Raw genomic sequence first — 23,820 nt, forward strand, 5'->3', positions numbered from 1 at the left:
AATAGCCAGACGAAATTCTTCAACATCGTTTTTTTACACAAGAAGTCCCCCCAAAAAATGAGGGGGACTATTTTAAAGAAATTTAGTGGCGTATGAATGAATAAAATATCCAAATCCCAGTAAAGCTATTCCACTTGAATAGCAGGTCCAAAAATTTAAATTAAATTTTTGAGCCAGGAGAAATGGAATAAAGAATAATAATGAAACAGGTATCGCAACGAATACGCTCTTTGCATATTCAACTGACTGACTTGAATCTCCCCATTCTAAATGAGAAAAAGCCAGAGCTAAAAGAGTAGTTAGAGGCAAGGCGGTCAAGAACCCTGCCAAACCAGTCTTTTTACCTGAAAGCCAAGAAACAAAGCTAATTAAAATAGCCGCGAAAATCGTTTTACCTACTGCTAACCACATATTATTTTCCCGAGAAATTTGCTGCGACAAATCCACCTGATTTTTTCAAAAAGATATAAAGCTTTTTTCCTTTAACACCTTTGTCATTGTCAAATGTAACGATCCATTCATTTTTCTTCATCTCTGACTTATCAAACTTTGAATTGAGCCATGAAGTATCTATTTTCTTTGCTTTTATAAGCCTTTGGATATGCTCTCTTCCAATTTTTTCAGTCTTCTCTTTACTAATCATAGGAGCACTATGAGAGTGACCATGTCCATGAGAATGTCCTCCTCCCGGACCAGCAAAAGAAATTGAAGTTAAAGTAAGTGTTATTAAAATTGTTATAATTTTCATAAATTTTCCTTATAAGTTATCGTGTTGTTCAGTATTTTTAGTCTTATCTATCTTAAGGTGATGATGAATATGATTATCTTCACTAAATCCAAATTCCTCGGGGCTTGAGTTGTGTAAGTAGCCATGAAGCTGCATTAGCAAGAGCATAAATCCCGCAAGAATTAGACCATCGTTAGCTATCTTTGAAAATCTTTTAAAGAAGTTCGTCTTCCGAACTCCAGACAGTAAGACTAGCATAATCCCGAGGGCGACAATTTGTCCAAGCTCAACCCCTACGTTGAAAGAGACGATTCTCATCAACATTCCCATTCCTTTTTCACCAAGTGGGAGCTGTTGCAATCTTGTTGAAAGACCAAAACCATGAATTAGGCCAAAAATAAAAACCATCATTAAGAGATTCGGAGACCTCCTCATTCCAAAGTATGTTTTAAATCTATCATTATTATCAAAACCCTTATAGCAAACACTAATGGCGATTACTGCATCAACCAACCAATAGTTAGCCGTAATCCCCATAAAAGTTGCTAGAATAAGCGTAATGCTATGACCAAGAGTGAAGACACTAATGAATTTCACTATTTCTTTAAATGTAGTTAAGAAAAATATTACTCCAAAAAGAAATAGTAAGTGATCATAACCAGTAATCATGTGCTCGGCACCGAGCCATATATATTGAAGATAACCACCTTCAATCATTGCTTGCTTAGCTTCCTCACTTATTCCATGAGCAAAAGAACTTGCTGACATGAATAACATGAGAAAACTTAATATTAGTTTATACATATTTTCTCCAAATAAATTATTGTGATTAGAATTAAAAAAAGAGTTAGCCAATCGGGGGCTTAAAGAGTTTCAACAAGTGAGGACTTGAAATTAAATACTTTTCAAAAAAACCTTGTGAAGGCCTATATTGATCTGAGTTGGTTTGAATATTGGTAGATTGATTTAAAAACTTCAATTCAAATTGAGGAATCTTTGAATGATCATGATTATGCTCGTGCTCTTCACCATCTTCGCTATGTCTATGACTATGACCATGCTCCAGAGCTGTATCATCAATATTATCATGGTGAATTTTATTTATATGAGCATATTTATCCAAGTGAGACTTTGTATTATCTAACTCTAATAAAGGCTTCCCTGTGCTAACAATACATAGACAAAAGAATAAATGAATTGCTGCTTTAAAAATCTTATACATATTTGAATAGTCTATAGGACTTAAAGAGAACTTTAAAACATTTTATTTTCAACATATTGAGGGACTTGAGCGGGAAAGAAAAATGGTCGGCTCGCCGACACCGTATGCGAACCAAACCATCATAGCTCATATCTATCTGTTTTTATTACACATTTTTTCAATAATCCCAAGGAAAATATCGGAATTTTACGGAAACTATACCTCGATTTTGATCTCTCAATGAGCAAAATCAGTGAACTAACTGAAGGAAAGTGGCCAAAGACATCTATCATTGAAGCCCTTCAGGCCCATGGAATTAAGAAGTCAGACACTCCAATTCCTTCCAAACCCAAGTATGGCTACAAAGTGGAAAATGGGGAGCTAGTTCTTTGTGAAAAAGAACAGAAAATCATCAAACTGATCTTGGAGCTTCATGCCCAAGGTAACTCTTTGCGAAAAATCGCTCGAATTCTAAACGAGAAAAAAATTAAAGGTAAGTACGGCGGTCTTTGGGACAAGTCCGTTATCTCAACCATTATTAAGCGTGAAACCAAACAGGAGGAATAATCATGCGTGCAGTTATTGAAATCATTCTTGCGGTAGTATTTACAGCCATTACAGGAACGACAGTTTTAAACTTCTCTAGTAAGGCCATCAAAAAGGAAGCTCTCACAAAAATACAAAGGGGTCTGCCAAGCTTAGAAGATTTTACTTTAAAAATGATTCAGAGAAATTAAGCCCCTTTTGGCCATAGCTCTATTAGTACCAAAATTCAAAAAGGCTTAATGACTAGTTAATCACATTTATTAGAACAACATGTCTCTTTTACTGGCTCTACTTTCTTGATTTTTGATAACCTAATTATGCTAATACCGCCTCTAATTACTATAATAGAGACAATTCCACCAATAATTAAATCTGGTATATTACTATTAAGAAAATAAACTAACGCACCAGAAACAATTACTCCTGTATTAACAATTACGTCATTAGCAGAAAAAATCCAACTGGCCTTCATATGAACTTCGCCGTCTTTATGCTTGTGAATCAAAACAAGACACCAAAGGTTCGCGATAAGAGCGATCATTGAAACGACAATCATATAATTAGAAAGTGGCTCACTCCCAAAGTAGAACTTTCTACCGACCTCGACTAGGCAAAGCAAGCCAAGAGAGATTTGCATTACTCCACTAAAGTATGCTGCTTTGTGCTTCATTGAGATCGACTTTCCGACAGCGTAAAGACTTAGGCCATAGACAAATGAATCAGCTAGCATATCAAGTCCATCAGCGAGAAGCCCTGTAGACTCAGCATAAAACCCTAACATGATCTCAATAACAAACATCGTAAAGTTTATGCCTAGTAAGTATTTTAACGTTTTCGCTTCTACACTAGGAGCAATATCTGGAACTTCATCAATTCCTATTTCTTCTGTACTAATTAACTCACCAGGAAGGGATATGGTATTCAAAGATTCTATTATTTGGTGCTTATCCACACTATGATAAAAATGCACAGTCCTAGACTCTAAATCAAACTCCATCTTTGCACTTGGATCTAAGTTTTCCATCAATCCTTCGATCATTTTTATTTCCGAAGGACAATCCATTTTTTTTATATTTACAGATGTTTTTTGCACCTATGCCATACCTTTTTCCAATTTTAATCTGGAAGCGATGAAAAAAGAGAGGACTAAAAGAACCATAATCATTTGTGCGATTAGAACTTCTAGCGTCGAATTAAAGCCTATTGATGGTAGAGAAAAAATATCTAGCGAAGTTTGTGGAAATACACCAGTCTTTTGAAGAGCACCAATTCCTTTTCCTAAAAAAATTGTCGATAAACTCAAAATTAATATAGTTGATGCCTTAAATAGATACTTTAAGTTAAGCTTGATTGAGAATTTAATCGCAACCAAAATGACAAAAAAGGTTAATAGCACTGCTGATATAGCTCCAATTCCAACAAAGTACTGCTGATAACCGTCAAGAATTAATACTTTAAGAAAAAGTATTGTTTCAAATATTTCTCTAAAAGATGCAGTAAATGCAATAAAAAATAAAGTCAAACCTCTCCCACTTCCGAGAGTAGTGTCTACTGCTGAGGTAAATTTATCTTTTAGTTTTTGAATATCAGTATTTTTATGCATCCAGTATCCGACATAAAACAATAATAAGGATGCGATTAACGCAGTATATCCCTCAAGAGATTCAGCAACTTCCCCTGTTATACTAATATATCTACTCAGCAAGATATATGCACCAACTCCGATTGCTATTGAAGATATCCAGCCTAAATGAATATGTTTATTAAATGCAGTTGCATTAGACTTCCTAGTAAGGCTCAGTAACAAAAATAATATAAGGCCTGCCTCAAATGCTTCCCTTAGTACAATGCCAAAAGACACTAAAAATGATGATACATTTGTTTTCTTGATCGTTGAGGTATCTATGGCCCCTTGGAGCTTACTCAGTATGGGGTTTAAAACGGATTCGACTTTGCTATGATTAGCACTTTCACTAATTAAACCTCTATATTTTGCCAATGATGTCTCTAGCTCAATTACTAAGTCTGCATTCTTAGACTTTAAAATTCCCTCGACAGGCTCAACTCCCTGCAAATAAGCAGATAATGAAAGATTCCTGGCCTCTTTTAATTTTCCTGCCTTATATAGTGAAAAGCTTGCTTTTAAGTCCTTGATTGCCTTTTTTAAATAAATTTCAACTTGCCCTTTATTGCCGTTTGAAGGTGGTGGTGAATTGATGTCTCTTATCGTTGCCATCATTCCCATTAAATCATCCTCTTTCAAATCGAATTTTTTTTGAATCTCATTGTCTGAAAGGGAAGAGCTTTCCTTAACATCTAAAACTAAACCTGCTCTCTTTTCTATGTTCTTAAAACGAAAGCTAGATACATAATAAGCTAACGACCAACGATCTTCTTTTGAAAGATAGTCGTGAGCGGCCATTCCTGTTTCATTTACTCCTAGGGTAATGGTATTATATGCCCCATAAGGAGATACATTTTTCATTCTCTCTAAGTCATGAAAGTTCGTAGGACTTGGCTCTAGCCCTTCTCCGGCCTCACCATCACCATATCCATTCTGACCATGACAGCTCATGCAATTATTCTTATATAAATTGGCCGCTCTAGTTAGGTCAATTTTTGTCTCAGGATAAGTTAAAAGATTGAACTGTTTTAAAATTTCAGACTTTATTTTATTTGCTAGAGCAGAAACCTCATGAACCTTACTTTTAGCTAGAATTGACTGATTAAGATTTTGAATACTAGAGCTTAAACTTTGATTATAATTATTTTCTTTTGCAATTCTAATAACTTCATTGGAGAAATCAATTTGTTCCTCATATTCTCCTTTACTTATAACTTTTCCATTGGCAACAGCTTCACCGTAGTCCTGAGCTAAATAGCTTAAAAGGTGGACAGCTAATTGGTTCTCTTTAGTCGATGCAAATGCTGTAGAACCAATAACAAATAACAAACAAAAAAATATCTTAATCATCCTCATTGCCTTTCTCCATAGAATGTATACTTTCACAAAGACCACAGCCAATTTCGGGGTCACATTGTAGGTAATATTTTTGAAACTCTTTTAAAAATTGCAAAACGACCTTGCGATCAGAACGTAAGAATTGAACAAACTTAAGTAGAGATTCACCCGTTTCATCAGATAGTAAATGCTCTATTTTACAACTATCCGTCACAGCTATATGTTCAGGGAGTCCCAACACTTCTGTAAGCAAGACAATCATCGTTTGTCTCTTATTAGCGATTTTTTCGACTAACACTATCGAATGCTTTGGAAGTGATATAAAGTTATCTTTTATTTTAACAAGTTTTTTTTCTGATAACTTTTTGAGCTGTAAATGAACAGCATTTCTACTAACACCAAGTTCTTTGGCGATAGTGGAAGCTCTGAGTTGATCACTTTTTTGTAAAAATGAATAAATAGTTAAGAGATAGTGCGTTTCAGAATGTGATAATTCGTTTTCACTATATTCCTTCCAGTACTGTCCAAATTGAAATTCCAAGGCATCCTCTTTTTATGTTAGGTATGCCTAACATATTTTTAATCTCTAATATTGTCAAGCATGCCTAACAGTGAGGATTGCTCTCTGGAAAGTTTCTCCATCCAGTCGAGAACAAAAAAGAGCGGGGAGTGTGTCGTCTTAACCTTTTAGAGATTTCATAAATTTTCAGATTTGGGATTGAGTAAAACATAAATTTAGAGATTACTAATTTTCATTCATCGCTGTGATTAAATATCGCAAATAAATAGTTCACAATCATGATTTAAATATCGCAATTTCGTTGAAAAATATCGCAGACGAACCAAGCTTTTGGGCTAAAAAACAATAATTTCAGTGATTTAAAAATAGTGCAATAAATATCGCACAAAAAGATGGTCGGAGTGATAGGATTTGAACCTACGACCCCCTGCTCCCAAAGCAGGTGCGCTACCCCTGCGCTACACTCCGATCTATTCATTTTTAATGAGTGATTTTTATAAGGCCAATTACACTATTTGGCAATCTCTTTCCTTGAAAAATTTCTGGGCCATTTTACAAGCGTGAGAGCGATGGGAGTTTTTATGTTTCCACTCAGGGACTTCAGCTACAGTCCTTGCTTCAAACTCACCTAAACCATGGAATATAGGATCATAGCCAAATCCGTGATCACCTATGTAATTTTGTCCTATAAATCCATTTAATCTTCCTTCAAAAAAGAAAATTTCTTGAGGGCTGATGTAGAAACAAAGCACACATGTAAAGTAAGCCTCTCTATTTTCTACTTCCTTCAGTTTCTCTAAAAGTAGAAGAGCACGACCTTTATCATCTAAACCCTCCCCTCCGAATCTGGCAGAATAAATACCAAGCTCTTCCGGTAAAGCCGCCACATTCAATCCTGAATCATCGGCAAGTACTGGTACCTTAAATTGGTCGTAATAGGCCTTGGCCTTTAAGAAAGCATTCTCGTTATATGTTGAACCTGTTTCATCTACCTCTAATTTAGAGCTAGCTGGGACAACTTTTAAAATATTCTTATCAAATAATTCTGAGAACTCTTCCGCCTTATGAGCATTTCCAGACGCCAGTACAAATTCCATTATTTTAAAACCTTTTCCTGAGCAGCGAAGACAACTTTGAGTGCATCGTAAGCACAATCCAAGATCGCGTTAAGCTCATCTCTTGAAAATGGCTCTCCCTCTGCTGTTCCTTGAACCTCAATGAATTTTCCAGACTTAGTCATCACTATATTCATATCAGTTTCACAAGTTGAATCTTCTTCGTAATTCAAGTCAGCAATAACTTTTCCACCAGAAGTAACTCCTACACTTAGTGCAGCAAGAGGCTCTCTAATTGGGCTCTCTTCTATTTTTCCAGACTCAAGTAACTTCTCAATTGCCATCGATAGAGCAACATAAGCTCCTGAAATTGATGTTGTTCTTGTTCCACCATCTGCAACGAGAACGTCGCAATCAATTTGAATACTTCTTTCACCAAGCTTTTCTAAATCAATTATAGCGCGAAGACTTCTTCCAATAAGTCTTTGGATTTCTTGTGTTCTACCACTAACCTTATCTCTCTCTCTTCTATTTCTCGTATGAGTTGATGATGGGAGCATAGAATACTCTGCAGTAACCCAGCCTTGCCCTTTATCTTTTAAGAATCTTGGAACACTTTCTTCTACTGTTGCCGTAATGTGAACTTTTGTATTACCGAACTCAGCGATAACACTCCCTGCAGCATATGGATTTATTCCTGCAGTAAATTTAATTTCTCTCGGTTCAGATCTTTCAATAATTGACATGTGAGTGGCCCCTTTATAATGATTATCTATTATTTCTACCTTTTCTTTAGAGAATTGAAAAGAAGGTCATTTTACTATGAATCACAATATTGAACACCTACACTTTGAAGAATGCGAATCAACACAAATAATTCTAAAAACAGAGTTAGAAAAGAGAGATGATTCTCCAAATCTACTAATTACAAGTAGAAAACAGACAAAAGGAAGAGGAAGGAGTGGCAACACGTGGGAAAGTGTGGAGAACTCTATTGCAATGAGCTTTATCCTTTCACCAAACTCAGAGCTCACACTAACTTCTCTTGAGATTGGCGCTCTAATTTGTCTTTTTTTTAAAAGTGAAAATCTACTTCTAAAGTGGCCTAATGATATTTTAAATTCAAATAGAATGAAATGTGCAGGAATTCTATGTCAAACCCATAGAGATAAAATCCTCGTGGGTCTTGGGTTAAACTATGGACCGTCTAAAACTCTAGAGAAATCAGAGCAATTCAAATTTGGAAGATCACATATAACAAATGAAGAGATTGAAAGCAGAAGAGTGAAATCAATTGCATTAAACTTATATTCTTTTCTTATTAACAATCGATTAACAAAAGAAGAGACAATTAAAACTTGGAATACTTACTGTGTTCACATGGATCAATCCGTAGAAATAAGAGATTCAAATAATATACAGGCTGGAATGTTTAAAGGTATTGGAAAAAATGGAGAAGCCCTTTTAGAAAATAAGGGCCTCATCACTAAAGTTTACACTGGATCACTTTTTTTGAATTAGTGTTCTAATGTACTTGTTATTTCTTTGATTTCTTTCTTAATTAGGTTTTCTGCAAGATCAGGAATCACTTCCCATGCGACTTGTTCAATTTTCTCTCTACAAAACTTTTGAACGAGCTCTTCAAGTGCAGGTGTAATAGCTTCTTTAACTTTCTCTACAATTTCATTTGTATCAATATCAACTTCTATTGCTGGAGAGCGATTATTAGCCGAAGCCATATTTTCGATTGTGTAACTCTCTTTTTCTGAATCTATTTCACTTTCTAAATCAGCAAAGATTTGATCAACTTCTTCTTCAGCAATATCGTCTAAATCTTCCATACTTGCTGTAGGAGTAGTATCAAATGAGTTCTTATTTTCCTCAAAAGTTATATCTTCACTATCGCCATCAACGGCCCAGAAATCTTCCTTATCAACCTCTTCTTCAAGAGAGCTAGAAGTCTCATTATTACTTAGGAAATCTTGTGGCATTTGAAATGAAGGATCTGTTGCATCAAGGTCCTCTTCCTCACCATCGTCATTAGAAAAGTCACTCATCGATATTTCATCTAAATCATCTTCAACATTATCTTCAGAAGGTTCTTCAGACACTTCTTGTGCTTCAATTTTTGGAGGAAAAACACCGAATCTATTCTCAGCACCTATAACATTGGGAACTTCAATTCCCCAACCTTTCATCTCTTCACTTAAAGCATCTTCTGCAATAGTTTCGTTAAATACTAATTCTTCTGGTTCTTGATCTGATTTTGACAATATAGCACTTGAGCTATCACTAGGCTTAGGAGAATCAACCACCCAATCTTCACCAATAACCTCATCTTCTTCCTCTTCAACTTCTTCTAAAGAGAATGATTCTGAATCATCTAAACTAATATCTGAAAGCTCTCCCTTACTATCTAAGAGCATTCTACATTTTTGAATAAACTTATCGCTTTCAAATGGCTTAACAATCTTGTCACCAATTCCACAGTCGGAAAGTTGGTAATCATCAATTGTGTCGAATGTTCCAAGCATGGCCAAGATTTCAGAATCAGGAGCTAGCTCCTTAATTTTCTTTGCTAAATCATAGCCTGATAACTTATCTGATAAGTTGAAATCAAGTAAGATCAGATCAAAGTTATCTACTTCTAACTGTTGAATTAAATCACTTTCATTCAAACATTCGACTAACTCGTAATCAGTATTTGAAAGAGTGATTGAGATAACTTTTTGAATTGTAAGACTGTCGTCAGCGACTAATATTTTTTCTGCCATATAGATATTGTCACCTAAATTCAGCAGGTAAGCAACTGATTATTAAATCATGAGTTAAAACTGGAGAAAAATAGTCGACTGATTATCTAAGTTTCCTCTTTGATTAGAGAGCTTAGTCAGCTCTTTAATTTTTCCATTATCATCGAGGTCCTGCCTTTCAAGAGTATGCTTAATTTCCTTATGTGATAAACGTGAGTAAACACCATCAGTCATAAAGATAAATAAGTCCCCACCCATAACTTTAAACTCTTTCACATTTAAGTGAAGATCATCAAATAATCCAAAACCACTCATCGGTGTCGTTCTAAACTGAATATCGTAACTATCTTCACTTAGTGACTCAAGAGAGTCTGGGCGAACAACATTGTCTAACTTTCCTCTTCTAAAAAGAAAAGCACTACAATTTCCAGTTGAAGAAGTAGTTAAAATACTATCGGCCAAAGTAGCAGCAATGCAAGAAGCGCCTCCCCTGCTTGATAAGTCTTTTTCTTGATTATCTGACTTAATCATCGAATGAGCTAGATGCATTGAATTTACAAGTGCATTTCCTTCAATTAAATACTTATGACTATAATAGAAAGGGAAAGTTGAATCTGGATCTCCACCTATTTTTGTATAGAATTTTAATATCGTATTCTTTATTTTTTCAACAGCAGCATCTCCAATATTTGATCCACCAAAACCATCAAAGATAAGAAATAATTTATTTTTTAAATCTACAACAGCATCATCTTCATTAATTTGAAGATATGGCCCTTGATTTGTGTAAACGGAATAACTCTTAAGCTTTGCCATTTCTACTCCAAATAATCTTTAAGCTTTTCTGTCGCTTTCAAATAATACTCACTATCCATAGGAGACACTTGTTGAACCTCCTGAAATTTCTCTTTTGCTTCATTAAAGAGACTCAGAGATTCTGCAATAATTGCTTCTCTAAAAATTCTCTTTGATCTAAGAGTAAGCCTATCTCTAATTTGATCCATTTCATTTAAAGCTTCTTTATTAGTTGGATCAAATTCTAATATTTTATTGTAAGTTTCATAGGCACCCTTTAAGTCTTGACCTTCATTTAAAGATCTGGCCTTACCAAGAAGAGGGCCAACTATATTATTAAGATTTTCCTTTGATTCGTTCAGCATTTCGGTTGCGCTTTTAACAAGGTCTTCATCCATTCCCTGTAACTTCAAGAATATTTCAAGCTTCAACATGGCACTATGCCACTCACCCTTTAAATAAAAAGACTTACCTGGCTCTAGAGCTGTTTCTTGTCTATTTCTTTCAGCTTCTCTCTGAGCTTTTTCAACAGAAATTCTATCCTGCTCTTTTCTCCACTCATCTAGCTCTAACTTTAATTGTGGAACATCATAATTTTCAGGATCTAAACTAAGTATTTCTTGAAAAAGAGATCTAGCATAAGTCTCTTGCCTTTCTTTTACAGCTTCCTTTGCCTTCTCTAGAAGTTTTGCAATTTTAACTTTTAACTCTGCTTTTCTAATCTCTTCTCTTTTCTTTCTCTCAGCTTCTTCAATACGAGCAAGACCTTCTTTGGCATTATTGTAAATTTGATTAGAGTTTTTATATTCTGGAATCACTTGTCTTAATCTTTCAATTTCAATTAAGGCCTGCTCATACTTTCCACTTGCAAGCAAATCTTGAGAGAGTAAGTATTGCGATTCAACAAACTCTAATTGCTCAGGCTTTAGCTGAATTTTCGGCGTATTTAGAGTTTTCTTCGGTGCATTTGCAAGGTTCTCATTCTTCTTCTTATTTTTAGCGCTTTCTTCTGGAACAGGATCATCTGTTAAAAATACAAGAGCCAGAAGAAGACCAACAACAATATAAATGATTTTCTTCCTCTGAGCAGGATCTTTTAACGCTTCTTTTGAAAAAAGGGATTTTGGACCAGTATCTTGAGTAGCTCCAAATCCATCTCCATCAATTTCGACGACATCATCATCGCCTTCATAATCTGCAGAAACTTCAATAACCTCTTCGACTTCTACGATTTGGTTTTCTTCGACAGGCATTAAACGATCTTTCTCTTTCTCCAGAAAGTCAGAGCCTACTCTAAATGTAAAAGTAGTCGACCCAATAATAAATTCATCATTATTTGTTAGAACGGCCTGATTAACTCTCTCTCCATTTAAGAGAGTTCCATTTCCAGACTGCATATCTTCGAGCATACAAGTGATATTATTCTTCTTAAGCTTAGCATGTGTTGAAGAGACTTCTGGATCATTTAGAACTATCTGACATTTCGCAGGATCTCGCCCAATTATAACTTCTTGATCCTCAACATTGTATCTATCATAAGGAGCATTCTCTCCAAAAAGCTCTAAAAAGAAAGAAGCAAATGATTGTAAAACTTGCGTCTTATCGTCTTCTTCATAATCATCATCTAGCCCATACTCATCATCATATTCTTCGCCGTACTCATTGCCTTCTTCAAGAGATCCTTCGCCAAAGGATTCCGTACCATCGTTATCCTCAGGAAATTCTACGTCATTATTTTGTCCAGAAAAAAATGATGTACTCTCACCAATTGAAGAAGTTCCTCCATTTTCAGCAGTATCTTCTTCGACTATGATTTCTTCGTTTTCTTCACCATTTGTATCTAGAGGTGCGAGTTCATCACTTCCTAAATCTTCTATTTCGTCAGAGCTACTCAGAGCGATTGTTTCAGTCATTGAAACTGGTTCTTCTGAAGAGGTTTGATTAATTTGATTTACAAAGCAAATAATTGAAAATGGGCCAATCGTTATCATATCCCCATTATTTAAAGGTGATTCTTGAATCATATTTCCGTTAACTAAGATTTTTCCGAACTCAGAAATTTGCTTAATGCTCCAACCTTGACCATTGTAATCAAGTTGAGCATGCTCTCTGGAGACCATTTTATCATCCAATAGAACATGACACTCCTGTGAGCGCCCAACAAGAAAACTTAATCCTTGCCCGGCCATTGTAAGTTCACTCGTTAAGTCAAACTCACCAACAGATATGTTATTTTTAGAAACATTTAACTTCATCTGCCCTCAATCCCTGCTCTTGTACAATTACATCAATTTCTTTTTGAGCTCTTTTATATCTCTCATCTTCAGGTCTTTCTTGAAGATATCTAAGTATGGAACAATAAATTCTCACCGACTTTTTAAACTTTAAAGAGTCGATCTCTCTCTTGGCTTTATTGAATTGGCTTTTCACTTCTTCATCTAGGAGCATTTTTGATTTTTCTAAATATGCACTTGCTCGACCATGGTTAGGACTTAGAATTAGTGCGAGGCTAAATTCTTCAATGGCGCGCATATAATTTTTCTCTCTAAGTTCTCTAAAGCCACGATGAAGGATTACACCAATCTTTTCTTCCGTCTCTTGATCATAGCTCTTATTCCTGTCTCTTAATGCTGCTGCTAGAGATTTATCTTCCTTTTCTATTACTGGAGCCTTCTTAACAGGAGGCTTTTTTTCTTCCCCCCCATCTAAGAAAACAAAGAGTAGAGCAATTCCAACAAGTCCATAAATTAACTTCTTCTTTTTTGCAGCGGCTTCCTCTTTTGCCTTTTTCCCCTTGGGCTTCTTTTCCTCTTCTTCTTCATCTTCATCGTCTTCTTCATCACTGTCTTCGTCGTAAACCTCAAGCTCATTTTCAACGACAATGACATTAAATTTAAAGACTGTTTGCCCAATAATAATTTTATCTCCATCATCAAGCTGATGTTGACTAACCTTTAAATCATTAACAATTATTCCATTTTGAGAACCCAAATCTGTCACAATATAGGTTTCACCAAACTTTGTTAATTCAGCATGCTCTCTTGAACTTTTAGCATCAAGTACTTGGATATCTGCAGAATCTGTTCGCCCAAGGACAAACCTCTTTCCTCTAAGATAATAAACAAGACCTTTATTTTTCCCAGTCATACAAAGAACTCTAAAGTGAGTTCCTGCAGCCTCAGGCTTTTTTAAGTCTCTTGTTAATCGTATATCCTGATTCTTCATACTCTCACAAATGTTATATAATATGCTTTCGCAAAGTTATCTTTACCAAGTAAACTCGCAACATGAATAGCATAGGCGTTCCCTTGGAGATCATATTCACCTTCTTGGTTAGTTCCCCCATTGTTGGCCGAGTTGTCGCATAACTCGATCACTGTCCCAGCAAAACCTTTCTCTCTCGAAACATCAGATATATTCATACCTTGAGCACTTGACTCTCTTATACCTGTTATATCTTCCGCTTCATTATTAATTGCTTGTACATTTTTTTCTGAATCTAAGACGAGTACGGCCACCCCAGATCCTCTCATGAATTCCTTTAATGTCGAGACATACCCTTCATCTCCTTCCATTTCTGCAAACTCACTATCCATCTCTTCATTTTGAAGCTCTCTATTCCTTTGAAGAATAGAGTTTACGGAAGATCTAAGAGTATTCATTTCACTAAAAAGAAAACGACTTTCTAGATTTCGCCTCTTACCTCTCAAAGCTTCTTCAATTTGATACTTCATTTCATCTAAAGGTTTTATTGTTAAATAATAAACAATTGAAAAGAAAACGATTGCAACTAAGAAGGAAGTCATCAAAGCTTCAAGATAAGCCTTTGTACTTTCCTGACTCTCTACTGCTAGAGATTTAGGGCTAAACCTAATTGCAATAACCCCAACAGGCTCTGTCTGCCCCGTCTTTGGATTAAAGGCCATAATTTTTTTACCAATACCAATCTCTCCACCATCAAGTCTCTTCTTGTAAATATTTTCCTCTGTTCTAGTCTTTTGTGCCCATTCCTTAACTTTGATTGAGTGGGTATCGGTAATATAACTATTCATTCTGACTAGAGGTCTTACAATTCTTCCATCGAGTTCAAAAAGATCGTAACTCGTTACATCTTTAATACTATTCATAAAAGCTGTATTAAGCTGATCTAAATTCTTTGCTTCTAGAGCTCTTGCATTCGTTCTTGCAATTTCTTCTGCATAGTGGGCCCCACGCTCCGCCGTTTCAAGGAGAAGAGTTCTCTTGCTACTTTGAATCACAGGAAAAATAGTAAGCGTAATTGTAATAACACTCAAAATTGCCAAGAGTATTCCAAACAAAACTCTCCACTCATACTCTTCATTTACACCGTGAAAGACAGGCATTAATTTATACTTAAATGCCCATATGACTTTGGCAGGAAGAGCCTGAGGAGCCGGAGGTGTATCCAACATGAAGTCAACATCTTCCTCTTCTTCTTGCGCTCTCTTCTTTATAACAATCTTTTTTTCAGCAACATAAACGACTTGTAAAATTGAATCAGGAAGAGCTATCTTATCGCCATTCTTAACTGTTGCTCTTTTAATAATCTTACCGTTTAGAAATGTTCCATTTGAACTTCCTAAGTCTTGTAAGTAAGCTGCATCTTTTGTTACTGATACCGCCATATGCTTCTTTGAAACACCATTTACAGGAAAGTTAATATCGCATTCATCACTGCGCCCGAGAATATTTTCTCCATCATGAAGTTCAAACTCCTGCCCTCTAAGCTTTCCACCTACGACAACTAATTTATACATACTATTTCCAATTGATCTTCTTTCTTTAATCTATTATTTAAAGTTCCACTCTTCAGCTCTAATACCTGCGAGGATTTAAGGTACATTAATGTCATTCTCCAGGGCTTAATATTTTCAATGACTTTAACAACCTTCATTTCCTTATTTAAGAAAACTATATCGAGCGCATATCTCATAAAGAAAGTATGAATCGAATTGCACTGTTTAATAAGGAGCCCATCAAATCCAATCATCTTCTTTTTAAACATTAAGCCTATTAGTCTTGAAAAAAAGTCATCTGCTATTTTTAATTCTTCGCAGAGAACAATCTCTTTAAACTTTACTTGCATACTCATTATTTAGGTCCCGTAACAAGTTCCAAAATAATTGGAGCCGCGACAACAATAAAAACTGCTGGAACAATAAGAAATAACATCGGGAAGAGAATTTTCGTAGCTGCTGTTGCTCCTGCTTTTTCAACCTCTGATGATTTCTTCTGCCTAATCTCTAATGATAGAGCTTTTAAGATAGGACCTATTGATGCCCCTACAGAGTCTGCCGCAATCAATGTTGCACAAAACGACGAGGTTTGAATTAAATCAATTCTCCAAGCAAGATTTCTTAGGGCCTCTGCCCTACTTGCACCAATTCGAATTTCTTTAATCATAGTTTCAAATTCTTCAGAAAGAGCTGTCTTCTTTGCCTTTTCAACAACTTTTGTCATAGCTGCAACAAAATCTAGTCCTGCTTCAACTGAAAGAGCAAGCATATCCACACAGAAAGGCATCGCCATAATGACTTCCTTCTGCCTCATTTGAATTCTTCCTTTTATCCAAATATCTGGGTAAACAAATCCTACTGCTGCAATTATTGGAATCATACTTAATGGCCAATCTTCTTCTAAGAAAACTCTGACTCCAAAGAAAACAATAGGAAATCCAACAATGAGAAATATCTTAAATGAAAAGAAATCTTCAGGGCTTAAAACATCCGTTAATCCTGAAGAGGCTAATTTTCTCTTATACTTGTCCTTAATTTTCTTCTTGGATTTCATAGTCGAAACTATGGGGGTTACATACCTCTTAAAGAATGGCTTCGAATAACGAAGAACAATTCCATAGTTCTCAGTTGGTCCACTCTTCTTTCCTCCCTCTTCTAGTTTTTCAGAGGCTTTAAATTCTTCCTCATCTTGAAACATCATAATCGTTACAAGATAGACAGCAAGACCTATTAAACCTATTGATGAGTAGAAGAGTAAGTCAGAACCCGTATCTCTAGCAAGTCCACCCTTTAAGAATTCACAAGCATTTTCATGTCCACCCTGACAGGACTTTTGGATAAGCTTTCGCCCTTTTGACTTTGATGCCTCACTTTCCGCCCCCATATACATCTGGCCAGCTTCATAGCAGTTAGCCATTTGTCCACGCTCACACTCTTCATTCAACAGTTGCACTAACTCTCTTGAAGAGAGATTCTCATAGCGCGCAGTTTGAGCGAGAGTTTGCGTTGGCGCAAAGAGCGTTAAAATTGTCAGTACAAGTAAAATGATATGATATCCCCATTTTTTCATCTAAGTATAGGATATCAAAAGGATGTAAATAGGATGCTCACAGGCAAAAAAAGCATCCAATTTAAAGTAGTCGACAAAAGAGCTTAAGCTTTAATCTCTTCAATTTTCTTTTTAATCTCTTCGATATAAGTCGTGCTGGCAGGAGTTCCTACATGCTTGCTGATTTCTGGAATATAAATTGGTGTATACTCTTTCAAGTTTCTTTCTTTGCAATTCATGACTCGGCTATGACGATCTAGAATTGTTTCATTTTTTAATTCCTGATTCTTTTGAGCTTGCTTAAGTCCATTTAATGCTTTTCTAGCAAATTCCATATCTTTATACTCAATTATATCTGCTCCTGCATTAATCGCCATCACAGCAGCTTCTTCATATGAATACCTATCTGCAATTGCTTTCATCTGCATATCATCAGATATTATCAGCTTTGTGTACCGAAGCTCTTCCCTAAGAATTTCATAGGCCTCAGGACAAAGAGATGTTGGAAGATCTGGATTTATTTCCTCAACAATCACATGTGCCATCATGACAAATTCAACCCTAGATTTAATGGCCTTTGTGAAGGGAAGAAATTCTTCCTTTCTTATTTCATTTAATGGTTTCTTTATAATTGGCAAATCAAAGTGTGAATCTTTTGTTGTACAACCGTGTCCAGGAAAGTGCTTCGCACATGAAAGAATATCACTTGTTTGCAAACCTCTTATTACAGAAGAAATATATTTAGAGACTTCTTCTGCAGTTTTTCCAAAGGCCCTATCTCCAATAACTTTATTTTGCTCATTATTTACAATATCGCAAACAGGAGCTAAGTTTAAATTTACTCCACAGGCTTTAAGTTCCTTGGCCATAATTTGACTACATTCAAAAACAGTTTTAGGTGAATTTAGGCTTCCAAGCTCCATCATAGAAGGGACCTTAGTAAAACCTGTTTTAAATCTAAAGACTCTTCCACCTTCATTATCTACGCAAATAAATAATGGATACTCTTTTCTAGTTGTTTGAATTTGGTTTACTAATTCTGCAAGCTGAGCAGGTGATTCATAGTTATTTGAGAAGAGGATCACTCCTGCAATATTTTCTTTTTCTAAGAACTCTCTCTCCTCATCAAGAAGAGATGGTCCAGAAATACCAGTAATTATTAATTGTCCTAATTTACTCATGCTTCCACCTTTATGGTCTATCATATAGTATTTTACAGTTATTAGGAATCAGTGAAACTTATTCACTTAAAAAGATTTTCTTGGATCGAGATAATCTCTAAGTCCATCGCCTAATAAATTTAACCCAATAATCAATCCCGCCATTACCGCAGAAAGAGTGATCACCATATAAGGTGCTTCAAGTAAGACTGTTTTTGCTATTGATAACATTGCTCCCCATGAATACTCTGATCCACCAAGACCTAGAAATCCAAGAGCTGCTTCACTTATGATAACTCCACTTACTCCTAGTACAATATGTACCATCATAAGAGGAAGAATTGCAGGAACAATAACTCTTGAAAAGAGTCTTGTTTCTGTAACTCCTACCGCTCTAGCACTCTCTACATAAGTTAGATTCATCACTCTCATCGTTTCACCACGAGCAATTCTCGCATAGCCTGGCCACCCTGTGATCACCAGAGCAAAGACTAGCCCCCAAAATGACTGACCAGTTACCGACATCACCATAATTGCAATTAATATACTTGGAAAAATAAAAATCAAGTTAATGATGAGATCACTTCCAATCTTTACGAAATTGCTTCCTGTTACAGAAAGGTAACCAATAATAATTCCAATCGTTGCAGAAGTTAAACTTACTAGAAGTGATACTCCTAAACTATAGGCAAGACCTGCGGAAAGAATTTCAATAACTGAACGTCCATATATATCTGTTCCAAGAATGAAACCATTATTTCCCGGGCTAACTAATTCTTGCGTCATATCTGTAAGTGGAAAATAAGGGCTTGTAAGCGAACCTCTTATAAAATAACTATAAATAATCCAGACAAGCGCCCAAATCAGATAAGATGATAGGAGAAATGTACCAATTTTAATTTCTTTATTCATCTTTCTAGACATATTAAACCTGAATCCTTGGATCTATTTTTGTATTTAAGAAATCCACTATGAAATAAACACTCATATAAATTACTGTTGAGTAAATAATTACTCCTTGCACGACTGGATAATCTCTATTTTGAATTCCCTCAAAAAGGAGCATACCCATTCCTGGTATATCAAAAATTGTTTCTGTAATCATTGTTCCGGCCAAGACAACAGAGAGCTGAATGGCGACAACATTTAAAATAGTCGGAAGACAGACTTTAGTTAGTCTAAATAGTACTTGTAAATCGTTCATACCTTTTGATTTTAAAACTTGAACCCAAGGCTCACCTGCTTCTTCAAGGAGTTTGTTTCTAGAAACTCTCATCAAAACAGCACTCAAAGGAATAATTAATGTTACTAGTGGAAGTACCATATGCTTTAATCCACCCCACTCCGATACAGGAAGAACTCCCATTTTTACTGAAAAAATATAAACAAGAATTGGAGCTAGAGAGAAAATAGGAAAAGAGAGAAATAAAAGAGAAATAATTCTTGAAGTATTATCAAAGAAACCAGACCTCTTAAAGCCTGCCCATATTCCTAACATTGTTCCTAAGCACATTGCACAGCCAACTGAAATGAATGCGAGAATTACTGTTGGTCCCATATGTTTTCCAATCAAAGTTTTTACTTCTTTTTTCTTAAAAAGACTCTCCCCCATATTTCCGGTAACAACACCAACCAGATAATTCTTATACTGAATAATAATAGGTTGATCTAAACCAAGTTGTTGTCTATATTTTACAATCTCTTCTGGTTTTGCTTCTGCTCCTAGGACTTTCTCTACAGGATCTCCAGGTGTTGCTCTTAATACGATAAATATTGCACTCACGGCGATGAACATAGTAAAGAATGAATAGGCTAGCTTTCGAACTGATTTTTCCATTAATTAATCTCCACCATTGAAAGTCCTTGAGAAACCCAAAACTTCTTCATTAATTCTTTATTCTTATCAAGGAAGTAAAAGATAGATTGATTACCTACTTTTAAAGTGAATCGCCTTTCCCCACTTTCGTTTCGACCGTCATATTCAAATGTTCCCTCTGTGAAAACAGAATTAGGTATATTTAAGTACTGCTCTTGAAAGTATGGATATCCTTCCCAAATAATGACCACCTTCATTGAGCCGCCATCTCTTTTGATCGCCTTATCTATAAATCCAGTCGCCCTTGCACACTCTGTAATTTGAGAAAAATAACAGAAAATACCAAGAGTCTTAGGAAATGGAAAAACTCTCTTTCCTTGCCATTGCTTTTCAGGAGATGACATTCGAACTTCCATAGATTTATTTGTTGGATTGACTTGCATTCTAGAGACGTACTTCTTTCCTTCAAACCAAACGCTATACTCTGAAACTTCAGGCTTTAAAATAGTTAAGTTCTTTTTTAAACTTCCTAGTTTTGATATTACTATTAGCTTCTCAAGCTCTTTAGAGTCACCGCTGGCCTTAACTGATTTTTTTACAATAAATTGATTCTTGCCTTTATTAAAGCCTTTCTCTCTTTCTACTAGGAACTTTCCAGCTTTATCAGAAAGCTGAAAGGTTTTAGATACTTTATCTGTATTACCTGCACCAGAACTATCGCTAGAGGAGAACAAATCAGAGACACCAATACTTTTAAAATAAGCACAGGAACTTATAAACATAAGACTTATTAAAAGAAATATTTTCACCATATTTTAATCCGCTAGAAAAGATTCAATATTCTTATCGACTTCTCTAAATACACCAGAAGAGTCCATAAAATTTAATAAATGATTCTTTAATTCTTCATTTTCGTTAAAGTGTACGCCGATTTTCTTCATAGGAATTTTTGATGCTCTAGCATTTACATAATCGACAATATAAACGATTTCAGCACATCTAAGAGAGTATGGCTTCTCTTCAAACATAAGAGTGAATTCAACATCTCCATCGTCTTCTAAACCTACAAAGTACCCCGTTTCTCTATTATTTGCACAAAATGAAAGACCATTACTTGAAATATCTAAAATACGAAATCCCATAAGTTCAGAAATTCCATCATGATCATTTACAATACTTTTCATTCTCTCAGACACAAAACTATCTAAAGCACCAGAAGGGGCTTCATTAAACCTATTTAGAGAAATTATATTGCTTGAATTTTCATCAGAGAATACTTTGAAATAAGCGTAAACTTGGTGATGAGGAAACGTTAGTAATCTTTCATTAGATCTTTTTTCGCTCTTAAAAACATCTTCACCCAGATTGATGAGAACTCTTCCATTTTCATCTGAGATCAGATCACCTTTTGCAAAGTAATCAACATTATTATAAGAAAAATTAACAAAGACTCTGCTTGAGAATTGATGAGACTCAATTAGAGAATTTGAAATATCCAGAGTGAGTACTTGCTTTTCATAATTTCTAACAAAAGCAAGTACGGGCTCCTCGCCCTTACTCCAAACTCTAATTGGTTTTTCACCATTTATAAAACTGGAAATCTTTGAAGTGATTTCCGATACGTTCAATCCTGTGAACTTTTCCTTAGAGCTTTCCGCCATGAAAGCCACCTCTTCATTTAAAGTTTTACGAAAGTGTTGCCACCTGTCTTAGTAGGTGAATAGACTCTAAAGCCTTTCCACAACCTCTAACCACACAAGTAAGAGGATCTTCAGCTAAAGAAACTGGTAAACCTGTCTTCTCTTTAATAAGTACATCTAAGTTTGCAAGTAATGAACCACCACCAGCTAGAATGATACCGTTATCAACAATGTCAGCAGCAAGCTCAGGAGGTGTTTTTTCTAGAGACACTTTAATAGCTTCAACAACTTCTGCAATAGGGTCTGCAAGAGCATCTCTAATTTCATCTGAAGTAACTTCGATAATTTTTGGAGCTCCAGCAATTAAGTCACGACCTTTAACTTCATAAGTTTTTACTTCGTCGTCAAATGGGTATGCATTCCCAATTGACATCTTAATTGCTTCAGCTGTTCTCTCACCAACGAGTAAAGAATATTTTTTCTTAATATAAGATGTAATCGCTTCGTCGAATTTATCTCCAGCAACTCTAACAGATTGAGAATAAACAATTCCACCAAGAGAAATAACAGCAACTTCAGTCGTTCCACCACCGATGTCAACAATCATATTTCCAGAAGGCTCTGTAATTGGAAGTCCCGCTCCGATAGCTGCGGCCATCGGCTCTTCAATTAAATAAACTTCTCTAGCCCCTGCCTGTTCGGCAGATTCTTTAACAGCTCTCTTTTCAACCTGAGTAATACCAAATGGAATACAGATTATAATTCTAGGCTTAATTAGCTTCGACCCTGTTAAGGATTTTTGAATGAAGTATTTTAGCATTGCTTGAGTAACTTCAAAGTCAGAAATTACACCGTCTCTCATTGGTCTGATTGCCTTAATGCTTCCAGGAGTACGTCCAAGCATTTCCTTAGCTTCTTTACCAACAGCTAAAACTTTATTAACGCCTTTCATACCTTGATGAACAGCTACAACAGAAGGCTCATTTACAATTATTCCTCTATCCTTTGCATAGACAAGACAATTTGCAGTACCTAAGTCAATCGCTAAATCATTTGAAAACCAATCTAAAAATTTCTTGAACATTATGAAGTCCTTATTTATTTATTTTACCAATTATAATGTCTAACTTTCTCACCTCTTTCTGCAATATCGGCCATAGCCTCTATTCCGAGTTCGATGTGAATGTCTGTATACTTTTTAAATACTTCTTTTGCAGAGCTCTTTGTTTTAATTCCACCCTTCTTCATAGGGCAATCTGAAATAAGAAGTAATGCTCCGATATTAACCTTACTTACGAAACAAGCAGTAAAAAGCGCGGCTGTTTCCATCTCAACGGCCAAGACTCTTTCTTCAATTAAGTTCTGCTTGAAGCGATCATCAAATTCCCAGAATCTAAAATCAGTTGAATGAATTGTACCAGTTCTATAATCATGCCCGTGCTCTACTAAAATCTGAGAAACAAATTTTTGTACTTTAAAAGTTGGGAGAGCTGGAACTTGAGGAGGTAAGAAGTGATCCGAAACACCCTCTGCTCTAACAGAAGCAATTGGAAGAACAAAGTCTCCAACCTTTAGTGATGGGTGCACAGAACCAGCGAGTCCTAGAAATAAAACGGCCTTTGGATTTACCACGGAAACGAGCTCTCCGATTAGAGCTGCCATAGCAGAGCCAACACCAAATTCAATAATCGTCACTTGAGCTTTCTTTGACGATGAAGCTTTAAAGGCTGAACCTTTTGTATACTTAGCATCATCTAAGAGAACATTGAATCTCTCAATGTAGTAATGAAAATTCGTAAGAATTATTTGTTGTTGAAAATCTTTAAGATCATGCCCTGTATATCTTTCAAGCATATCAATTGCGATTTTTTCTTTTTCTTTATTCCAGTGAATTCTTCTGGCGCGAAGTTTAGCCTTCTTCTCTTCAACAGAGTTTACTTGACGCTTTGTCGACAAACGTACGAGTGCGTACGGATCTACCGATGCCGCTAACTCACTACTTGCAGAAGACTTAACTTTTAAAGTACTCGCCTTTTTGCTTTTCTTTAGCTTAGAACTCACTGAACTCTTTGAAGAAGTTTTCTTTTTTGTAACCTTTTTCTTCTTCACTGCGGACTTAGTGGTTTTTTTCGCTGTCTTTCCTTTGACGGCCATAGTCGTAAAATCCTTTTTAATTAAAAAAATACAATAATAAAATGTACCACTTGGCCCTTTTTATTGACAACACCTAAGTGACTAAAATCCCCATAAAAGCAAATAAAGCCCTCATTGACGCCAAGGGCCACAGATTGAGTAGCTATTTGAATTTTTGCTTGTCAGAGTGGGTCATTTTTCTTAGT

Annotated in this window: 26 protein-coding genes and 1 tRNA gene; 3 read left to right on the forward strand and 24 right to left on the reverse strand. The window is 35.7% G+C overall.

Annotated features, from left to right (window positions below; genetic code table 11):
• Positions 1–72: 72 nt before the first annotated feature.
• Genes CES88_RS14095 through CES88_RS14110 form a run of 4 tightly spaced genes read right to left on the reverse strand, consistent with a single transcriptional unit; the run spans position 73 to position 1,949 of the window.
• Complete coding sequence (locus CES88_RS14095) at positions 73–411, reverse strand: hypothetical protein (RefSeq protein WP_290735670.1); 339 nt, start codon at positions 409–411, stop codon at positions 73–75.
• A gap of 1 nt (position 412) precedes the next feature.
• The gene (locus CES88_RS14100; RefSeq protein ID WP_290735673.1) at positions 413–748 is read right to left on the reverse strand and encodes a DUF6488 family protein; all 336 of its coding nucleotides are present in this window, start codon (positions 746–748) and stop codon (positions 413–415) included.
• Between the two features lie 9 nt (positions 749–757).
• Positions 758–1,531, reverse strand: coding sequence for a HupE/UreJ family protein (locus tag CES88_RS14105; RefSeq protein WP_290735675.1), 774 nt, complete (start codon positions 1,529–1,531; stop codon positions 758–760).
• Positions 1,532–1,574: 43 nt separating this feature from the next.
• The gene (locus CES88_RS14110) at positions 1,575–1,949 is read right to left on the reverse strand and encodes a hypothetical protein (RefSeq protein WP_290735678.1); all 375 of its coding nucleotides are present in this window, start codon (positions 1,947–1,949) and stop codon (positions 1,575–1,577) included.
• 219 nt (positions 1,950–2,168) lie between these two features.
• On the opposite strand from CES88_RS14110, the gene CES88_RS14115 reads away from it, so the two are divergent.
• On the forward strand, positions 2,169–2,495 hold the full coding sequence (locus CES88_RS14115; RefSeq protein ID WP_290735681.1) for a recombinase family protein: 327 nt from the start codon (positions 2,169–2,171) through the stop codon (positions 2,493–2,495).
• Positions 2,496–2,497: 2 nt separating this feature from the next.
• Positions 2,498–2,665, forward strand: coding sequence for a hypothetical protein (locus CES88_RS14120; protein ID WP_290735684.1), 168 nt, complete (start codon positions 2,498–2,500; stop codon positions 2,663–2,665).
• Between the two features lie 56 nt (positions 2,666–2,721).
• Here the strand turns inward: CES88_RS14120 and CES88_RS14125 are convergent, their stop codons facing one another.
• The 6 genes from CES88_RS14125 to rph form a co-directional block, all read right to left on the reverse strand.
• Entirely contained in the window at positions 2,722–3,513 is a 792-nt protein-coding gene (locus CES88_RS14125; RefSeq protein WP_273871398.1) for a cation transporter, read from the reverse strand.
• A 54-nt stretch (positions 3,514–3,567) separates the two neighbouring features.
• Complete coding sequence (locus CES88_RS14130) at positions 3,568–5,448, reverse strand: FTR1 family protein (RefSeq protein WP_290735692.1); 1,881 nt, start codon at positions 5,446–5,448, stop codon at positions 3,568–3,570.
• A complete protein-coding gene (locus tag CES88_RS14135) occupies positions 5,441–5,977 on the reverse strand; it encodes a metal-dependent transcriptional regulator (RefSeq protein WP_290735695.1) in 537 nt (178 codons plus the stop codon). Before CES88_RS14135 ends, CES88_RS14130 begins: the two co-directional genes overlap by 8 nt.
• A 372-nt stretch (positions 5,978–6,349) precedes the next feature.
• Positions 6,350–6,424 (reverse strand) — tRNA-Pro (locus tag CES88_RS14140).
• Between the two features lie 38 nt (positions 6,425–6,462).
• The gene (locus tag CES88_RS14145; protein ID WP_290735697.1) at positions 6,463–7,053 is read right to left on the reverse strand and encodes a non-canonical purine NTP pyrophosphatase; all 591 of its coding nucleotides are present in this window, start codon (positions 7,051–7,053) and stop codon (positions 6,463–6,465) included.
• Positions 7,053–7,757, reverse strand: a complete 705-nt coding sequence (gene rph, locus CES88_RS14150; RefSeq protein WP_290735700.1) for a ribonuclease PH — start codon at positions 7,755–7,757, stop codon at positions 7,053–7,055. The genes CES88_RS14145 and rph overlap by 1 nt, the downstream gene beginning before the upstream one ends.
• A 76-nt stretch (positions 7,758–7,833) precedes the next feature.
• On the opposite strand from rph, the gene CES88_RS14155 reads away from it, so the two are divergent.
• Positions 7,834–8,532, forward strand: a complete 699-nt coding sequence (locus CES88_RS14155) for a biotin--[acetyl-CoA-carboxylase] ligase (RefSeq protein ID WP_290735703.1) — start codon at positions 7,834–7,836, stop codon at positions 8,530–8,532.
• On the opposite strand, the gene CES88_RS14160 is transcribed toward CES88_RS14155, so the two are convergent.
• From CES88_RS14160 to CES88_RS14225, 14 genes are all read right to left on the reverse strand, one after another.
• A complete protein-coding gene (locus CES88_RS14160; protein ID WP_290735706.1) occupies positions 8,529–9,785 on the reverse strand; it encodes a response regulator in 1,257 nt (418 codons plus the stop codon). The two genes, CES88_RS14155 and CES88_RS14160, sit on opposite strands and share 4 nt — an antisense overlap.
• Before the next feature lie 54 nt (positions 9,786–9,839).
• Positions 9,840–10,580: a hypothetical protein gene (locus CES88_RS14165; RefSeq protein WP_290735709.1), complete on the reverse strand. Its 741-nt coding sequence runs from the start codon at positions 10,578–10,580 to the stop codon at positions 9,840–9,842.
• 2 nt (positions 10,581–10,582) lie between these two features.
• Entirely contained in the window at positions 10,583–12,814 is a 2,232-nt protein-coding gene (locus CES88_RS14170; RefSeq protein ID WP_290735712.1) for an FHA domain-containing protein, read from the reverse strand.
• On the reverse strand, positions 12,795–13,784 hold the full coding sequence (locus CES88_RS14175; RefSeq protein ID WP_290735715.1) for an FHA domain-containing protein: 990 nt from the start codon (positions 13,782–13,784) through the stop codon (positions 12,795–12,797). The genes CES88_RS14170 and CES88_RS14175 overlap by 20 nt, the downstream gene beginning before the upstream one ends.
• Complete coding sequence (locus tag CES88_RS14180; protein ID WP_290735718.1) at positions 13,781–15,337, reverse strand: FHA domain-containing protein; 1,557 nt, start codon at positions 15,335–15,337, stop codon at positions 13,781–13,783. Before CES88_RS14180 ends, CES88_RS14175 begins: the two co-directional genes overlap by 4 nt.
• Positions 15,325–15,672: a DUF192 domain-containing protein gene (locus tag CES88_RS14185; protein ID WP_290735721.1), complete on the reverse strand. Its 348-nt coding sequence runs from the start codon at positions 15,670–15,672 to the stop codon at positions 15,325–15,327. Before CES88_RS14185 ends, CES88_RS14180 begins: the two co-directional genes overlap by 13 nt.
• Complete coding sequence (locus CES88_RS14190; protein ID WP_290735723.1) at positions 15,672–16,886, reverse strand: type II secretion system F family protein; 1,215 nt, start codon at positions 16,884–16,886, stop codon at positions 15,672–15,674. Before CES88_RS14190 ends, CES88_RS14185 begins: the two co-directional genes overlap by 1 nt.
• Before the next feature lie 83 nt (positions 16,887–16,969).
• A complete protein-coding gene (gene nagZ, locus CES88_RS14195; RefSeq protein WP_290735725.1) occupies positions 16,970–18,046 on the reverse strand; it encodes a beta-N-acetylhexosaminidase in 1,077 nt (358 codons plus the stop codon).
• Positions 18,047–18,112: 66 nt separating this feature from the next.
• Positions 18,113–18,937 carry an ABC transporter permease gene (locus tag CES88_RS14200; protein WP_290735728.1) on the reverse strand — a complete coding sequence of 275 codons (825 nt, stop codon included), beginning with the start codon at positions 18,935–18,937 and terminating at the stop codon, positions 18,113–18,115.
• A 13-nt stretch (positions 18,938–18,950) separates the two neighbouring features.
• Positions 18,951–19,862 (reverse strand): ABC transporter permease, encoded by a 912-nt coding sequence (locus CES88_RS14205; protein WP_290735731.1) that lies wholly within the window; start codon positions 19,860–19,862, stop codon positions 18,951–18,953.
• On the reverse strand, positions 19,862–20,653 hold the full coding sequence (locus tag CES88_RS14210; protein ID WP_290735734.1) for a hypothetical protein: 792 nt from the start codon (positions 20,651–20,653) through the stop codon (positions 19,862–19,864). The genes CES88_RS14205 and CES88_RS14210 overlap by 1 nt, the downstream gene beginning before the upstream one ends.
• A gap of 3 nt (positions 20,654–20,656) precedes the next feature.
• Positions 20,657–21,502, reverse strand: coding sequence for a hypothetical protein (locus CES88_RS14215; protein WP_290735737.1), 846 nt, complete (start codon positions 21,500–21,502; stop codon positions 20,657–20,659).
• A 25-nt stretch (positions 21,503–21,527) separates the two neighbouring features.
• Positions 21,528–22,565: a rod shape-determining protein gene (locus CES88_RS14220; protein WP_290735740.1), complete on the reverse strand. Its 1,038-nt coding sequence runs from the start codon at positions 22,563–22,565 to the stop codon at positions 21,528–21,530.
• A 23-nt stretch (positions 22,566–22,588) separates the two neighbouring features.
• The gene (locus CES88_RS14225) at positions 22,589–23,635 is read right to left on the reverse strand and encodes an AMP nucleosidase (RefSeq protein ID WP_290735743.1); all 1,047 of its coding nucleotides are present in this window, start codon (positions 23,633–23,635) and stop codon (positions 22,589–22,591) included.
• Positions 23,636–23,820: the final 185 nt, after the last annotated feature.

Source organism: Halobacteriovorax sp. JY17, assembly GCF_002753895.1.
GTDB lineage: Bacteria > Bdellovibrionota > Bacteriovoracia > Bacteriovoracales > Bacteriovoracaceae > Halobacteriovorax.

Excerpts from the sequence above, each read along its gene's own strand:
- CES88_RS14095 (WP_290735670.1), bottom strand. The coding sequence starts at position 411 with ATGTGGTTAGCAGTAGGTAAAACGATTTTCGCGGCTATTTTAATTAGC.
- CES88_RS14100 (WP_290735673.1), bottom strand. The coding sequence starts at position 748 with ATGAAAATTATAACAATTTTAATAACACTTACTTTAACTTCAATTTCT.
- CES88_RS14105 (WP_290735675.1), bottom strand. The coding sequence starts at position 1,531 with ATGTATAAACTAATATTAAGTTTTCTCATGTTATTCATGTCAGCAAGT.
- CES88_RS14110 (WP_290735678.1), bottom strand. The coding sequence starts at position 1,949 with ATGTATAAGATTTTTAAAGCAGCAATTCATTTATTCTTTTGTCTATGT.
- CES88_RS14115 (WP_290735681.1), top strand. The coding sequence starts at position 2,169 with ATGAGCAAAATCAGTGAACTAACTGAAGGAAAGTGGCCAAAGACATCT.
- CES88_RS14120 (WP_290735684.1), top strand. The coding sequence starts at position 2,498 with ATGCGTGCAGTTATTGAAATCATTCTTGCGGTAGTATTTACAGCCATT.
- CES88_RS14125 (WP_273871398.1), bottom strand. The coding sequence starts at position 3,513 with ATGATCGAAGGATTGATGGAAAACTTAGATCCAAGTGCAAAGATGGAG.
- CES88_RS14130 (WP_290735692.1), bottom strand. The coding sequence starts at position 5,448 with ATGATTAAGATATTTTTTTGTTTGTTATTTGTTATTGGTTCTACAGCA.
- CES88_RS14145 (WP_290735697.1), bottom strand. The coding sequence starts at position 7,053 with ATGGAATTTGTACTGGCGTCTGGAAATGCTCATAAGGCGGAAGAGTTC.
- rph (WP_290735700.1), bottom strand. The coding sequence starts at position 7,757 with ATGTCAATTATTGAAAGATCTGAACCGAGAGAAATTAAATTTACTGCA.
- CES88_RS14155 (WP_290735703.1), top strand. The coding sequence starts at position 7,834 with ATGAATCACAATATTGAACACCTACACTTTGAAGAATGCGAATCAACA.
- CES88_RS14160 (WP_290735706.1), bottom strand. The coding sequence starts at position 9,785 with ATGGCAGAAAAAATATTAGTCGCTGACGACAGTCTTACAATTCAAAAA.
- CES88_RS14165 (WP_290735709.1), bottom strand. The coding sequence starts at position 10,580 with ATGGCAAAGCTTAAGAGTTATTCCGTTTACACAAATCAAGGGCCATAT.
- CES88_RS14170 (WP_290735712.1), bottom strand. The coding sequence starts at position 12,814 with ATGAAGTTAAATGTTTCTAAAAATAACATATCTGTTGGTGAGTTTGAC.
- CES88_RS14175 (WP_290735715.1), bottom strand. The coding sequence starts at position 13,784 with ATGAAGAATCAGGATATACGATTAACAAGAGACTTAAAAAAGCCTGAG.
- CES88_RS14180 (WP_290735718.1), bottom strand. The coding sequence starts at position 15,337 with ATGTATAAATTAGTTGTCGTAGGTGGAAAGCTTAGAGGGCAGGAGTTT.
- CES88_RS14185 (WP_290735721.1), bottom strand. The coding sequence starts at position 15,672 with ATGAGTATGCAAGTAAAGTTTAAAGAGATTGTTCTCTGCGAAGAATTA.
- CES88_RS14190 (WP_290735723.1), bottom strand. The coding sequence starts at position 16,886 with ATGAAAAAATGGGGATATCATATCATTTTACTTGTACTGACAATTTTA.
- nagZ (WP_290735725.1), bottom strand. The coding sequence starts at position 18,046 with ATGAGTAAATTAGGACAATTAATAATTACTGGTATTTCTGGACCATCT.
- CES88_RS14200 (WP_290735728.1), bottom strand. The coding sequence starts at position 18,937 with ATGAATAAAGAAATTAAAATTGGTACATTTCTCCTATCATCTTATCTG.
- CES88_RS14205 (WP_290735731.1), bottom strand. The coding sequence starts at position 19,862 with ATGGAAAAATCAGTTCGAAAGCTAGCCTATTCATTCTTTACTATGTTC.
- CES88_RS14210 (WP_290735734.1), bottom strand. The coding sequence starts at position 20,653 with ATGGTGAAAATATTTCTTTTAATAAGTCTTATGTTTATAAGTTCCTGT.
- CES88_RS14215 (WP_290735737.1), bottom strand. The coding sequence starts at position 21,502 with ATGGCGGAAAGCTCTAAGGAAAAGTTCACAGGATTGAACGTATCGGAA.
- CES88_RS14220 (WP_290735740.1), bottom strand. The coding sequence starts at position 22,565 with ATGTTCAAGAAATTTTTAGATTGGTTTTCAAATGATTTAGCGATTGAC.
- CES88_RS14225 (WP_290735743.1), bottom strand. The coding sequence starts at position 23,635 with ATGGCCGTCAAAGGAAAGACAGCGAAAAAAACCACTAAGTCCGCAGTG.